This is a genomic window from Streptomyces sp. NPDC051909, assembly GCF_040681095.1.
In the GTDB taxonomy this organism is placed as follows: Bacteria; Actinomycetota; Actinomycetes; order Streptomycetales; family Streptomycetaceae; genus Streptomyces.
The window spans coordinates 56,134-69,715 of sequence record NZ_JBFAYA010000010.1 but is presented as its reverse complement, the minus strand read 5'-3'; the positions used below and the strand labels follow the sequence as shown (position 1 = coordinate 69,715).

Annotated in this window: 13 protein-coding genes and 1 tRNA gene; 7 read left to right on the top strand and 7 right to left on the bottom strand. The window is 72.5% G+C overall.

The window, feature by feature from the left end; translation table 11 throughout:
- Nucleotides 1-34: 34 nt before the first annotated feature.
- Complete coding sequence (locus AB0M18_RS17825; protein WP_265865229.1) at nucleotides 35-499, bottom strand: GatB/YqeY domain-containing protein; 465 nt, start codon at nucleotides 497-499, stop codon at nucleotides 35-37.
- Between the two features lie 74 nt (nucleotides 500-573).
- On the opposite strand from AB0M18_RS17825, the gene AB0M18_RS17820 reads away from it, so the two are divergent.
- The 5 genes from AB0M18_RS17820 to AB0M18_RS17800 all read left to right on the top strand — a co-directional run bounded on the left by AB0M18_RS17820 (nucleotide 574) and on the right by AB0M18_RS17800 (nucleotide 4,335).
- The gene (locus AB0M18_RS17820; protein WP_365758895.1) at nucleotides 574-1,512 is read left to right on the top strand and encodes a metallophosphoesterase; all 939 of its coding nucleotides are present in this window, start codon (nucleotides 574-576) and stop codon (nucleotides 1,510-1,512) included.
- A gap of 59 nt (nucleotides 1,513-1,571) precedes the next feature.
- Entirely contained in the window at nucleotides 1,572-2,252 is a 681-nt protein-coding gene (locus AB0M18_RS17815; protein ID WP_365758893.1) for a Pr6Pr family membrane protein, read from the top strand.
- Between the two features lie 40 nt (nucleotides 2,253-2,292).
- Nucleotides 2,293-2,366, top strand: a tRNA-Pro gene (locus AB0M18_RS17810).
- Nucleotides 2,367-2,564: 198 nt separating this feature from the next.
- Nucleotides 2,565-3,131, top strand: a complete 567-nt coding sequence (locus tag AB0M18_RS17805; RefSeq protein ID WP_365758891.1) for a hypothetical protein — start codon at nucleotides 2,565-2,567, stop codon at nucleotides 3,129-3,131.
- 91 nt (nucleotides 3,132-3,222) lie between these two features.
- Nucleotides 3,223-4,335: a serine/threonine-protein kinase gene (locus AB0M18_RS17800; RefSeq protein WP_365758889.1), complete on the top strand. Its 1,113-nt coding sequence runs from the start codon at nucleotides 3,223-3,225 to the stop codon at nucleotides 4,333-4,335.
- A 55-nt stretch (nucleotides 4,336-4,390) separates the two neighbouring features.
- On the opposite strand, the gene AB0M18_RS17795 is transcribed toward AB0M18_RS17800, so the two are convergent.
- Complete coding sequence (locus AB0M18_RS17795) at nucleotides 4,391-4,672, bottom strand: hypothetical protein (protein WP_365758887.1); 282 nt, start codon at nucleotides 4,670-4,672, stop codon at nucleotides 4,391-4,393.
- A 113-nt stretch (nucleotides 4,673-4,785) separates the two neighbouring features.
- Entirely contained in the window at nucleotides 4,786-5,805 is a 1,020-nt protein-coding gene (locus AB0M18_RS17790; RefSeq protein WP_365758885.1) for a YdcF family protein, read from the bottom strand.
- Between the two features lie 196 nt (nucleotides 5,806-6,001).
- Here AB0M18_RS17790 and AB0M18_RS17785 point away from each other — a divergent pair, with 196 nt between their 5' ends.
- A complete protein-coding gene (locus tag AB0M18_RS17785; protein WP_365758883.1) occupies nucleotides 6,002-7,840 on the top strand; it encodes a prolyl oligopeptidase family serine peptidase in 1,839 nt (612 codons plus the stop codon).
- A gap of 23 nt (nucleotides 7,841-7,863) precedes the next feature.
- Nucleotides 7,864-8,604 carry an SURF1 family protein gene (locus tag AB0M18_RS17780; protein WP_365758881.1) on the top strand — a complete coding sequence of 247 codons (741 nt, stop codon included), beginning with the start codon at nucleotides 7,864-7,866 and terminating at the stop codon, nucleotides 8,602-8,604.
- Between the two features lie 148 nt (nucleotides 8,605-8,752).
- Here the strand turns inward: AB0M18_RS17780 and AB0M18_RS17775 are convergent, their stop codons facing one another.
- From AB0M18_RS17775 to AB0M18_RS17760, 4 genes are all read right to left on the bottom strand, one after another.
- Nucleotides 8,753-9,943, bottom strand: a complete 1,191-nt coding sequence (locus tag AB0M18_RS17775; protein WP_365758879.1) for a hypothetical protein — start codon at nucleotides 9,941-9,943, stop codon at nucleotides 8,753-8,755.
- Nucleotides 9,940-10,530, bottom strand: coding sequence for a SigE family RNA polymerase sigma factor (locus AB0M18_RS17770; protein ID WP_365759257.1), 591 nt, complete (start codon nucleotides 10,528-10,530; stop codon nucleotides 9,940-9,942). The genes AB0M18_RS17775 and AB0M18_RS17770 overlap by 4 nt, the downstream gene beginning before the upstream one ends.
- Nucleotides 10,531-10,984: 454 nt before the next feature.
- The gene (locus AB0M18_RS17765) at nucleotides 10,985-12,073 is read right to left on the bottom strand and encodes an aspartate-semialdehyde dehydrogenase (RefSeq protein ID WP_365758877.1); all 1,089 of its coding nucleotides are present in this window, start codon (nucleotides 12,071-12,073) and stop codon (nucleotides 10,985-10,987) included.
- Between the two features lie 37 nt (nucleotides 12,074-12,110).
- Nucleotides 12,111-13,382, bottom strand: coding sequence for an aspartate kinase (locus AB0M18_RS17760; RefSeq protein ID WP_265865208.1), 1,272 nt, complete (start codon nucleotides 13,380-13,382; stop codon nucleotides 12,111-12,113).
- Nucleotides 13,383-13,582: the final 200 nt, after the last annotated feature.

Below are 13,582 nucleotides of genomic sequence, written 5' to 3'. Positions count from 1 at the left end.
GAGGGGCGCCTTCGTACGTACGACGTCCGGTGGGTCAGCCCGCGAGCAGCTTCTTCACGGCGGCGGCCACCCGGCCGCCCTCCGCCTGCCCGGCGACCTTCGGGTTCACGATCTTCATCACGGCGCCCATCGCGCGCGGCCCCTCGGCGCCCGCGGCCTTCGCCTCCGCGACGGCGGCGGCCACGACGGCCTCCAGCTCCTCGTCGCTCAACTGCTTCGGCAGGTACGCGTCGAGGACCTCGCCCTCGGCCAGTTCGCGCGCGGCGGACTCGGCGCGACCGCCCTGGGTGAAGGCGTCAGCGGCCTCGCGGCGCTTCTTCGCCTCCTTGGCGATCACCTTCTGCACCTCGTCCTCGGAGAGCTCGCGCTTGGTCTTGCCCGCGACCTCCTCCTTGTTGATCGCGGCGATGGTCATCCGCAGGGTCGAGGAGCGCAGCTCGTCGCGTCCCTTGATCGCGGCGGTGAGGTCGTCCTGAAGCTTGGCCTTGAGCGTGGTCATGGGGTCAAGTGTGGCAGGTGCCGGGCCCCGACCGCCCGCGCATTTCGGCTCATCGGGTCTGCGACGATAAGGGGATGCGCGCACGGTACGGGATCCCCCTGAAGATCACGGCAGGCCTCACGGCGACGGCGGCGGCCGGCCTCGTCTACGCGGCGGGCTTCGAGGCCCGCTCCTTCCGACTGCGCCGGGTGACCATCCCGGTGCTCCCCCGGGGCATGCGCGACCTGCGGGTCCTCCAGGTCTCCGACATCCACATGGTCAGCGGCCAGCGCAAGAAGCGCGCCTGGCTCCAGTCGCTCGCCGGACTGCGTCCCGACTTCGTCGTGAACACCGGCGACAACCTCTCCGACACCCAGGCGGTGCCGGAGGTGCTCGACGCGCTGGGTCCGCTGATGGAGTTCGCCGGCGTGTACGTCTTCGGCTCCAACGACTACTACGGGCCGCGGCTGCGCAACCCCGCGCTCTATCTGAAGGAGAAGGTGCAGGGCAAGCACGGCCTCAACGGCAACCCGCCGGTGGCCGGCGCCGTCCACAACCCGTGGGAGGGCCTGCGGGACGCGTTCGACGCGGCAGGCTGGGTGAACCTCACCAACACCCGCGGCCGGCTCAAGCTGCCCGACCTGGACCTCGCCTTCACCGGCGTCGACGACCCGCACATCAAGCGGGACCGGTACGAGCGCGTGGCCGGCGGTCCCGACCAGGACGCCGACTTCTCGATGGGCGTGGTGCACGCGCCGTACCTGCGCGCCCTGGACGCCTTCACGGCGGACGGCTACGACCTGCTCCTGGCCGGCCACACGCACGGCGGGCAGCTGTGCATCCCCTTCTACGGCGCCCTGGTCACCAACTGCGACCTCGACACCGACCGGGTGAAGGGCCTGTCCACCCACACGGCCGGCGGCCACACCTCCTACCTGCACGTCTCGGCCGGCTGCGGCACCAACCGCTACACCCCGGTCCGGTTCGCCTGCCCGCCCGAGGCGACCCTGCTCACGCTGACGGCGCGCGCCTGAGCCGTACGAGGCCGCGCGAAGCGGTACGGGAGGGGGCACCCGGCACGTACGGTGCCCCCATGCCGTACGTGACCTCCCTCCTCCGCGGGCTGATCGCCCTGGCCGCCGCGACGGGCATCGTGATCGAGTGCGTCGAGGGCAGCCCCCTCGTCGTCTTCTCCTTCTTCACGATCTGGTCGAACACCGCGGTCGCCCTCGTCCTCGGCCTGGGCGCCGTCCGGGCCTGGCGGCGCCTGCCGCCGCCGGCGCCGCTGTGGACGGGCGGGGTGCTGCTCTGCATCTCGGTGGTCGGACTCGTCTTCCACCTGGTCCTGGACAACCCGGCGAGCCCCTTCAACCAGACCGCCGAGATCGCCCGCCTCACCGGCCCCCGGGCGGTCGCCAACCAGCTCCTGCACACGGTGACCCCGCTGGGCGTCCTCCTCGACTGGCTGCTCCTCACCCTCCCGGGCGCCCTCCGCCCGCGCCACGCCGCCCAGTGGCTCGTCGCCCCCGGCGCCTACCTCGTCTTCGCCCTGACCCGCGGAGCCCTGCTCTCCCCGGACGCCCCGACCCGCTACACCTACCCCTTCCTCGACGTCACCGCCCACGGCTACGCCGGCGTCCTCACCATCGCCGTGGTGCTCGCCCTGGCCTTCTACGCCCTGGGCCTCGCCCTGGTCGTGGTCGACCGCTTCCGACCTGCGGTGGCGGGCCGCGAAAACCGGATTTCGTCTCTGGGCGCCGGTGGGCTAAAGTAAGCGATGTCGCCGCGACGGAGAGAAACCAGAGCAGCGACACCGGGGTGTAGCGCAGCTTGGCAGCGCGCTTCGTTCGGGACGAAGAGGTCGTGGGTTCAAATCCCGCCACCCCGACAGCCGCAAGACCCGTAAGGGCCTGATCCGAGAAATCGGATCAGGCCCTTACGGGCTTTGTAGATCGTTTGGGAGAAACCTGCCATAGGTTAGGTGTTCATGACCATGGACTCCGGTAATCGCACGCCCCGTATACCCCCGATGCCGCCTCCCGCCGGGCTCCCGCCCCAGCCTCAGCAGCCGCGCTGGGCATGGTGGTTGGTCGGCATCGTCATCCCGGTCGCGGGAATCGTCGTGACGTTGATGGCCGGCGGTCGGGGGGAGCCTTCGGCCTCGGAGTCGCCGAAGGCCAGTGCCTCGGAGAAGGGCGCGCAGCCCACCAAAGCGCCTGGCTCCGGCACCAGCCCGGGCACGGGCGCCGGGGCTACGGGAGAGGCCCCGCCGAAGGTCAGGTTCTCGGGGGAGGTGCGGGTCGAGCTCGGCGGCGGCGGCGAGAGGGTCGATCTCGATACGACACCCCCGCTTGTCGGCCAGATCTTCAACGGCGCGGACATCGTCGTCGGAGCCACCACCGGCAGCCCGACCCTCGACAGCCCGGGCAGCGACATGACGTTGGCACCTCTTCCCGGTTCCGGCCCGGTTCCCAGCGAGGCGGAGTGCGCCGAGGCGGTCGAGAGGAACGGCACCTACACCACCTACCTGAGCCGGGGCGCCAGGCTCTGCGTCCAGACCAAGGACGGGCGCACGGCCTATCTGCGCACCATCGCCGCCCCGACCGACGGCCCTGTTCGCCTCGCCGTGACCGTGTGGGAGCAGCCGAACTGACACGGTGGGGCGGTGCTCCGTCCGACGCGGCGCAAGGACCCTTCAATACCCGCTCTACGATGAGGCGTCGAGAAGAAGGGTGGGGTCTCAGGTGCTGGTCGCGGACCGATATCAGCTTCACGTGTGTGTCGGGCGTGGCGGCATGGGCGAGGTGTGGCGGGCGACCGATGTGGTGCTCGGGCGAGATGTGGCCGTCAAGCTGATGCTGGGTCACGAGCACGATCCGTCGGCGGCCGAGCGGTTCCGGATGGAGGCGCAGACCGCGGCACGGCTGAGTCACCCGCATGTGGTCGGTGTCTTCGACTTCGGGACGTGGGACGGAAAGCTGTTCCTCGTCATGGAGTTGGTGTCGGGCGACAGCCTGGCCGGGGACCGGGGCCGTTCGGTGGTGCTCGGACCCGAGCAGGTCGCCACGGTGGCCGCGCACGCTGCCGCCGGGCTGGCCGCGGCGCACCGGCAGGGCGTGGTGCACCGCGACATCAAGCCGGGGAACCTGCTGATGGACGCCGACGGGACCGTGAAACTCGCCGACTTCGGCATCGCCCGCTTCGTCGACGACCCGTCGGCCGGGCTCACCACCACCGGCCAGATCGTCGGCACCGGCCTCTATCTCGCCCCCGAGCGGGCCCTCGGGCAGCCCGCCTCGCCCGCCTCGGACGTGTACTCGCTGGGCTGCGTGCTCTACCAACTGCTCACCGGACAGCCGCCGTTCCGCGCCGACACCGCGACCGCGCTGCTCTACCAGCACATCGACACCCCGCCGGCGCCGCCGCGGCAGCTCGGCGTTCCCATGCCGGCCGCCTTCGAGGCGTACCTGCTGTCGCTGCTCGCGAAGCAGCCCGAGCAGCGCCCCTCGGCGCAGGCCATCGCCGACTGGTTCACCTCGGGGTCGTGGCGCGACCAGCCGATGCCGCTGCCCCAGGCCGTACCGCAGCCCGGCCCCCATGCCGGACCTCACGCCGGATCTCACGCCGGATCTCACGCCGCGATCCGTCCCGCACCGCAGGCCGCCCAGGCTCCGGTGCATGCCCCGGCCACGGCTCCGGTGGCACCGGCGCAGCCGCGGGCGTCCCGGCGCGCGCAGCCGCCCACCGAGAACGCGCTGGCGGCGATATCCCGCCGCAGACCGCGCAGAACCGCCGCCGTGGCCGGCGCGGTCGCCTTCGTCGTCTTCCTGCTGATCGGGATGGCCTGGCTCAGCTGAGCCGGCCCGAATCCGGCGGACCGAGTCCGGCGGACCGAGTCCGGCGGCCGGCGACTCAGTAGACCCGCGGGGCCATCACATGCCCCTCCTGCTCCTCCGGGCCGAGCAGCAGACAGCGCGGCACTCCCGGGCCCGGGGTGGCCCGGACGACCACCGGGGTCGGCGGGTCGGTCGGCAGCTCGATGTGGACCATGACCGGGCGGTCGTCGCGGCTGGTGGCGTGGCCCGTCTCCTTGCCGTCCACGAGGACCTCGACGACCGGATGGTGCCCGGTCTGGACGGTGGCGCTGACCGAGTGGCCGCGGTAGTCGATGTGGAAGTGGTGCCGTGCTCTCATGACGTCGCCTCCGCGCGCCGGGCCGCTTCCTCCGGCGTAGGAATTCCAGGGTAGGACCTCCCGTTCCGTCCGACATGCGGTAGTAGGTCACGAATAGTCCGATCGGCTGGTCGTCACCCCGTGAGGGCGAGGGCCAGGCCGCCCAGCAGGACAAGGGAGCCGCAGATCCCCAGGTTGACCGCCTTGTACTGGAGGAAGACCGCGGCGAACTCGCGGATGGTCGCGCTCGGCCAGAAGTACGCGGCGGTCGGCGAGCCGACCACCTGACCGTTCACCCCCGTCCTCCGGGCCAGCAGGGCGGCCCGGAAGGCGTGGAAGTTGTTGGTGACGATCACGCACTCGGAGCCGGGCCGCTCGGCCTCCATCACGGCCTTGCTGAAGAGCATGTTCTCCTCGGTGGTGCGCGAGCGGTCCTCGCGCACGATCCGCTCGGCCGGGAAGCCGCGCTCCACCAGGTAGTCCGCCATCGCGTGCGACTCGGGAAGCTGCTCGTCGGGGCCCTGCCCGCCGGAGGTGATCAGGACCGGGGTGCGGTCCACCTCGCGGCGCCGGGCCAGCGTCTCGTACACCTCCCGGCCGCGGTCTAGCCGGCTCGCGAGCAGTGGCGGCACCCGGCGGCCGCCTATCAGCCCGGAGCCGAGGACGACGACGTAGTCGGCGTCGCGGCGGATGCGCATCCGGCCGTACAGGAAGGCGTAACCGATGAAGCAGAGGAAGAGGAAGGAGACATAGCCGAGGATCATCAGGAGGGTGGCGACGACGATCCCCAGGGCCTTCGACCCGGTGGCGAAGGCGGCGGCCATCAGCCCCATGACGCCGAAGATGCCGAGCCCGGCGAGCAGCGAGAGCAGATTGGCGGGGCGTCTGCCCTCCTTGCGGACCATCTTGACGCCGTTGGCGCACAGCAGACCGGCGAGGACCACCGGGCCGAGCGCGAGCACGAGCAGTCCGACCACCATCACCGTCTCGGCCACGCCGTGCGGCGCCTCGTCGATCCCGGCGAGCAGCCCGAGGCCGAGGAAGCTGACGGCGAGGCCCAGATACACCGCGTTGCTGAAGCGCCGCCGGTCGCGCAGCACGCCGAGCCCGAAGAGCACGGCGAAGACGACGGCGACGGCGACGAATGCGATCATGCGGCCATCGTAGGCACCGCCACCGACAGCGCGCCGACAACTGGCCCTGTACGCAAGCGGGATGAGCACGTCCGCTTCAGCGGGCGGGGTACGAGGTCGGTCCGGGCGTCGTCGCCGGTCCGGAGGTCCGCGAGGTTATCCACAGGTTTGTGGGTGGGGCGAACGGTTTGTCGGTCGCGCGGAGCATCATGGCTGCATGACTGAGATCAAGGACGACAGCAGGGACGAAGGCACCGCGGTGCCGGTGTGGGAGCAGCGGTTCCGGGCGCCGCGGGTGTCGCTGCCCGAGTGGGCGGAGGAGGCCCCGGACCGTTCGCTGTTCGCGTCGAACGCGACGGGGACGTACGAGCTGTACGCGTGGGACCGGGTGACCGGCGGGCAGCGGCAGGTCACGGACCGACCGAACGGGACGACGGACGGCACGCTCAGCCCGGACGGGCGGTGGATCTGGTGGTTCGCGGACACCGACGGCGACGAGTTCGGCGTGTGGATGCGGCAGCCGTTCGGCGGCGGGGCGGACGAGGAGGCCGTGCCGGGGCTCGCCGCCTCCTATCCGGCGGGGCTGGCGCTCGGCCGGGACGGCACGGTCGTGGTGGGCCGGTCCACGGACGAGGACGGCTCGACCGTGCACCTGCTGCGGCCGGGCGCCGACGGCGACGGGCCGGTGGAGATCTACCGGCACCGGGAGTCGGCCGGGGTCGGCGACCTGTCGCACGACGCGTCCCTGGTCGCCGTCGAGCACACCGAGCACGGGGACGCGATGCACTCGGCGATCCGGGTGCTGCGGGCCGCGGACGCCTCGGTGGTGGCGGAGCTGGACGACACCAAGGGCGGCACGGAGGAGCTGGGCCTGAGCGTCCTCGGCTTCGCGCCGCTGGCCGGCGACACCCGGCTGCTGGTCGGGCACCAGCGGCGCGGCCGCTGGGAGCCGATGCTGTGGGACGTGGCCACGGGCGTGGAGACCGATCTGCGGCTCGACCTGCCGGGCGACGTGTCGGCGGAGTGGTATCCGGACGGCTCGGGGCTGCTGATCGTGCACGGCTTCGAGGCCCGCAGCGAGCTGTGGCGGTACGAGATCGGCACCGGCGCCCTGGTGCGGGTGGACACCCCGGCCGGGTCGGTGTCGAGCGCGACGGCCCGCCCGGACGGCTCGGTGGAGTACCTGTGGTCCTCGGCCGCCCGGCCGCCGGTCGTGCGCTCCACCGACGGCTCGGTGGTCCTGGACCCTCCGGGGCCGAAGGCGCCGCCGTCGGTGCCGGTGGAGGACGTGTGGGTGGAGGGCCCCGGCGGCCGGATCCACGCCCTGGTGCAGCGCCCGGCGGAGGGCGAGGGCCCGTTCCCGACCGTGTTCGAGGTGCACGGCGGACCGACCTGGCACGACAGCGACGCCTTCGCGTCCGGCCCGGCCGCCTGGGTCGACCACGGCTACGCGGTGGTGCGGGTGAACTACCGCGGCTCCACCGGCTACGGCCGGGAGTGGACGGACGCGCTGAAGCACCGGGTCGGTCTGATCGAGCTGGAGGACATCGCCGCGGTCCGCGCCTGGGCCGTGGACAGCGGCCTCGCCGACCCGGAGCGCCTTGTCCTCGCCGGCGGCTCGTGGGGCGGGTATCTGACGCTGCTCGGCCTCGGCACCCAGCCGGACGCCTGGGCGGTCGGTCTCGCCGCGGTGCCCGTCGCCGACTACGTGACGGCGTACGAGGACGAGATGGAGGCTCTGAAGGCGCTCGACCGCACGCTGCTCGGCGGCTCGCCCGAGGAGGTCCCCGAGCGGTACGCGGCCTCGTCGCCGCTGACCTATGTGGACGCGGTGACGGCCCCGGTGCACATCTCGGCCGGCGTCAACGACCCGCGCTGCCCGATCCGCCAGATCGACAACTACGTGGACCGGCTGGCCGCCCGCGGCGCGGTGCACGAGGTGTACCGGTACGACGCGGGGCACGGCTCGCTGGTGGTGGACGAGCGGATCAAGCAGGTCGCGCTGGACCTGGCCTTCGCGGCTCGCCACTTGGGGACCCGGAAGGAGGTGGGCTGAACGGCCTTGCGTACCGTGGGGGTGTGTACCGGTTCCTGAGAACGCCCCGCTGGTGGGGGATCAACGTCTTCGTCCTGCTGGCGATCCCGTTCTGCCTGTTCATGGGGACCTGGCAGATGGGGAGGTTCGAGGACCGCGTCGCGTCGCACGAGAGGGCGGAGCAGCGGCCCGACCCCTCGACCCAGGCACCCGTGGCGCTCGACACGCTGCTGCCGGTGGACAAGGAGACCTCGGGGCGGGTCGCCCGGGCCAGCGGGCGGTACACCGAGCAGTTCCTGGTCCCGGACCGGGAGCTGGACGGGCGCTCCGGCTCGTACGTCCTGACCCTCCTGAAGACCGACGGCGGCCGGGCGCTGCCGGTGGTACGGGGCTGGCTGCCGCCCGGCGCGAAGGCGCCCGCCCCGCCGTCGGGCGAGGTCACCGTGACGGGCGCGCTCCAGGCCTCGGAGAGCCAGGGCACCAAGGGCGTCCACACGGCCGGCGGGCTGCCGCAGGGACAGCTCGGCATGATCAGCGCGGCGTCCCTGGTGAACGTGGTGCCGGACGACGTGTACGACGCCTGGATCACGCTCGCCGAGTCGCCCGCCGGGCTCACCCCGGTCCCGGCGCAGGCGGCCGCGGGCACCGGCCTGGATATGAAGGCCTTCCAGAACCTGGGCTACACGGCCGAGTGGTTCGTGTTCGCCGGCTTCGTGGTCTTCATGTGGTTCCGGCTGCTCCGCCGGGAGGCCGAGGCCTCCCGGGACGCCGCCCTGGGTCTGTAGGCCGCTCCCTGGGCCTGGAGGGCTCAGCGGGTCGGGGCCCGGGGTCGCGCCGGACGGCGGCCCGGAGCCCCCGGACAGGCCGTCCTCAGGACCGGCCGTCCTCAGGACCGGCCCTCCCCGGGACCGGCCCTCCCCGGGACCGGCGCTCTCAGGAGGCGTCCAGGACTCCCGTGCGGTAGATCGTGCCGGCGCAGGCGTTGGGGATGGTGGCCGCGGCGACCGGGCCGCCCGGGTCGGCGGTGTGGGTCACCTCGACGCTGCCGTCGGCCGGGGTGCCGTCGGTGACGAACTGGGGGGCCGCCGCGCCGTCCGCCGTGCCGGTGCCCGCGGAGCCGCCGGTGGTGCCGGCGCCCGCCGAGGTGGAGCCGCCCGTCGACGGGCTGGGGCTGGGCGTCGGGGTGGTGCCGGTGGTGGAGCAGGTCTCGCTCGGCACCCAGGCGAACCGCACCTCGTACGCGTTGTCCGGGGTCAGCAGCAGCTGCGGTGCCTCCTGCGAGGGGTCGGGCAGACCGCTCGCCGCGTCCCCGCTGGCGTGCTCGACGACCGCGATCTTCGTGCCGTCGGCCGCGCCGCGGGCGGCGAAGCCGACCTGGCCGGCGCCGCCGACCACGCAGTCGCTGCCGGAGACGTTGGCGATGCGGAAGGTGCCGTACACCTTGCCTGTGGCGTCGGGCGCGCCCGTCTGGACGGAGCTGACGCCCAGCTGTGCGGCCGCGCAGACCGGCTGCGACGGCGGGGTGCCGGTCGGGGTGCCGGCCGGGTCGGTGCCGGTGCCGGGGTTCTGGGCCGAGGTGCTCGGCCGGCCGCTCGTGCCGTCGGCCTCGCCCGGCCTCGGCGCGGCGGTGCCGGGCTGCGGGGCGGCGGTGTGCTGCCCGCCCTCGACGCCGGTCTCGGTGCCCGTGCCGCCCTGGGCCTGTTCGCCGTGCCCGGCGTTGATCGCCTTGTCGGCGGTGATCCCGTCCGAGGAGGCGACGTGCACCAGGGCCGGGACGGCCGTGCCGACCAGGACCACCGCGGCGGCCACGCCGACGAGCGCCTGCCGCTTGCGGGCCCGGCGGGCGGGCACCGCCCGGCGCAGGTGGTCGAGCGCGCCCTCGGTGGGTTCGAGACCGGCCACCGCGCCCTGGAGCAGCCGCCGCAGCGCCAGCTCGTCGGGCGTGCCGTTGTCCGGCGCTTCGTTCACCATCCCGCGTCCACTCAGGTCGTCCCGGTCACCGTGCTCGTCGTGCTGCCCGCGCCACTCCGCGCGGGCCTGCCGCGCCGCGGCGCGCCTCTCCGCGGCGCCGTCACGGGCACCCTCCCGGGTGCCGTCACCGGCGCCGCCCAGCGGCCCGCTCATGACGTGGCCTCCATGGCGACGCGCAGCGCCGCGATGCCGCGGGAGCCGTACGCCTTGACGGAGCCCAGGGAGATCCCGAGGGTCTCCGCGACCTGAGCCTCCGTCATGTCCGCGAAGTATCTCAGCACCAGGACCTCACGCTGCCGCCGCTGGAGTCCGCGCATCGCCTTGATCAGCGCGTCCCGCTCCAGCTGGTCGTACGCCCCCTCCTCCGCGCTCGCCATGTCGGGCATGGGCTTGGAGAGCAGCTTGAGGCCGAGGATGCGCCGGCGCAGCGCGGAGCGCGAGAGGTTGACGACGGTCTGCCGCAGATAGGCCAGGGTCTTCTCGGGGTCGCGCACCCGGTTGCGCGCCGAGTGCACGCGGATGAAGGCCTCCTGGACCACGTCCTCGCAGGAGGCGGTGTCGTCGAGGAGCAGCGCGGCGAGACCCAGCAGCGAGCGGTAGTGCGCGCGGTAGGTCTCGGTGAGGTGGTCGACGGTGGTGCCGGCAGCCATCGTGTCGTCAGCGCCCTCGCGGGGCGCCGGAATGCCGTTGACGGTGGCCGGCCGGCCGGTCCTGATGGGCATCGGCGCGATCACCGGCATGCCGCGGGCCGGGCGCGGCCGCCGGAGCGGGCGCACCACGGTGCTGCGCAGCGGGATGACCGCTGTGATGTCGAGTACCTCTGCCACGCCTGTTGGACACGCTTCCCCCCGTCAGGGTTGTACGCGTACGCCACCGTTTTTGTCGGTGCGCCATTCGCCCTCATGCGTACCCGTTCTCCCCCAATGCCCCTTTGTGCGGCGTGCTCCGTGACACATGGCTCAGGTGCACGCGAAGACGCTCCCGCCCGACCACCGGTTGCAGAGGGAGGGAACAGCATCGTCGTTCAGGACATCTGACCTGATCAAGAGGCATCCGACGCCGATTTGCTCACAAGGCGTTCACAGATCCTACAAAGGTGATCGGTACGAGGAGGCCGATTTTCGGACGCTCACCGGCCGGAGCCGGGGCCTCCACCGGCCGGAGCCGGGCACTCCACCGGCCGGAGACCGGCGCTCACCGGCCGGAGAGCTCGGCCGCGATGTGCTCGGCGATCTGTACGGCGTTCAGCGCGGCGCCCTTGCGCAGGTTGTCGGCGCAGGCGAAGAACTCCAGGGCCCGCTCGTCGTCGGGGCTGCGGCGCACCCGCCCCACCCAGGTCGGGTCGGTGCCCACGACGTCGGCCGGCGTCGGGAAATCGCCGGCGGCGGGATCGTCGTACAGCACCACTCCGGGCGAGGTGGCCAGGATCTCGTGGGCGCGGCCGACCGTCACCGGCCGCTCGAAGCGGGCGTGCACGGAGGCGGAGTGCCCGCTCACGACGGGCACCCGGACGCAGGTGGCGGTGACCCGCAGCCGCGGCAGGTCGAGGATCTTGCGGGTCTCCTCGCGGACGGCCAGCTCCTCGGAGGACCAGCCGTCGGCGGCGGGCGTGCCCGACCAGGGCAGCACGTTGAGGGCGAGCGGCCCGGGGAAGGGGCCGGTGTGGTCGCCGACGGCCCGCCGGACGTCGCCGGGGTGGTGGCCGAGCTCGCTGCCGGTGACCAGGGCCAGCTGCTCGCGCAGCGCGCCCGTACCGGCCCGTCCGGCGCCGCTGGCGGCCTGCTGGACCGTCACGACGAGCTCGTCGAGGCCGTACTCGGCGTGCAGCGCGCCCGCGGCGACGATCAGGGTGAGGGTCGCGCAGCCGGGGCTGGCGACGATGCCTCGGGGGCGTACCCGGGCGGCGTGCGCGTTGATCTCGGGGACCACGAGCGGCACGTCGGGGTCCGCCCGGAAGGCGGCGGAGGTGTCCACGACCACCGCGCCCTTGGCGGCGGCGACCGGCGCCCAGCGGGCCGCGACGGCCTCGGGCACCAGGAAGAGGGCGAGGTCGACACCCGCCAGGTGTTCCTCGTGCGCCTCGCTCAGCGCGAGGACCTCGCACTCCTCCCCCCGTACGGTCAGCTTGCGGCCGGCCGAGCGAGGGGAGGCGAGGAGTCGGATCTCGCCCCAGACGTCCGCGTGGTGCGACAGCGTCCGGAGCAGCACGGCGCCGACGCTCCCGGTCGCTCCCACGACCGCGAGCGTCGGCTTGCCGGCACCTGACGGAGCTACCTGAGGCACGTCACCGGCCCGAGGCACGCCACCGGCCCGGGGGAGGTCACCGGCCGGTGCCGCCGTAGACGACGGCCTCGTCGGAGTCGGAGTCCAGACCGAAGGCGGTGTGCACGGCGGTCACGGCCTCGTTGACGTCGTCGGCGCGGGTGACGACCGAGATGCGGATCTCGGAGGTGGAGATCAGCTCGATGTTGACGCCCGCGTCGGACAGCGCGCGGAAGAAGTCCGCGGTGACGCCCGGGTTGGTCTTCATACCGGCGCCGACCAGGGAGATCTTGCCGATCTGGTCGTCGTAGCGCAGCGAGTCGAAGCCGATCGTGGCCTTCGTCTTCTCCAGGGCGTCGATGGCCTTGCGGCCCTCGGCCTTGGGGAGCGTGAAGGAGATGTCCGTCAGGCCGGTGGAGGCCGCGGACACGTTCTGCACGATCATGTCGATGTTGATCTCGGCGTCCGCGACGGCCCGGAAGATGGCGGCGGCCTCGCCCGGCTTGTCCGGCACGCCGACGACCGTGATCTTGGCCTCGGAGGTGTCGTGCGCGACACCGGAGATGATGGCCTGCTCCACCTTCGGATCCCCTGTCGGTTCGTTGCTGACCCACGTGCCCTGCAGCCCCGAGAAGGAGGAGCGGACGTGGATCGGGATGTTGTAGCGGCGTGCGTACTCGACGCACCGGTGCAGCAGCACCTTGGAGCCTGAGGCGGCGAGCTCCAGCATGTCCTCGAAGGAGATCCAGTCGATCTTCTTCGCCTTCTTCACCACGCGCGGGTCGGCGGTGAAGACGCCGTCGACGTCCGTGTAGATCTCACAGACCTCGGCGTCGAGCGCGGCGGCCAGGGCGACGGCGGTCGTGTCCGAACCGCCGCGGCCCAGCGTGGTGATGTCCTTCTTGTCGGCGGACACACCCTGGAAGCCGGCCACGATGGCGATGTTGCCCTCGTCGAGCGCGGTACGGATCCGGCCCGGCGTGACATCGATGATGCGCGCTTTGTTGTGGACCGAGTCGGTGATGACACCGGCCTGGCTGCCCGTGAACGACTGGGCCTCGTGACCCAGGTTTTTGATCGCCATGGCCAGCAGGGCCATGGAGATCCGCTCTCCGGCGGTCAGCAGCATGTCGAACTCGCGGCCGGCCGGCATCGGGGATACCTGCTCGGCGAGATCGATCAACTCGTCCGTCGTGTCGCCCATCGCGGAGACCACGACGACCACCTGGTGGCCGTTCTTCTTGGCTTCCACGATCCGCTTGGCGACGCGCTTGATGCCCTCGGCATCGGCAACGGAGGAGCCTCCGTACTTCTGCACGACAAGGCCCACGTGCGCTCCTCGCTCAGTCTCTGCCGCAGTGAACACTGCGGTCTGCGTCAGTCTAACGAGCGGGCCGGAATCGCCGACCGTATATCACATCCTGAGATGCGATGCTCGGTACGTGATCATGCACCGGATGCGCCGGTGGCTCGGACCGCCCTGGCCACCGCCTTCCCGGGCGGGCGGAATGTACGCGGATGTACGCTGCC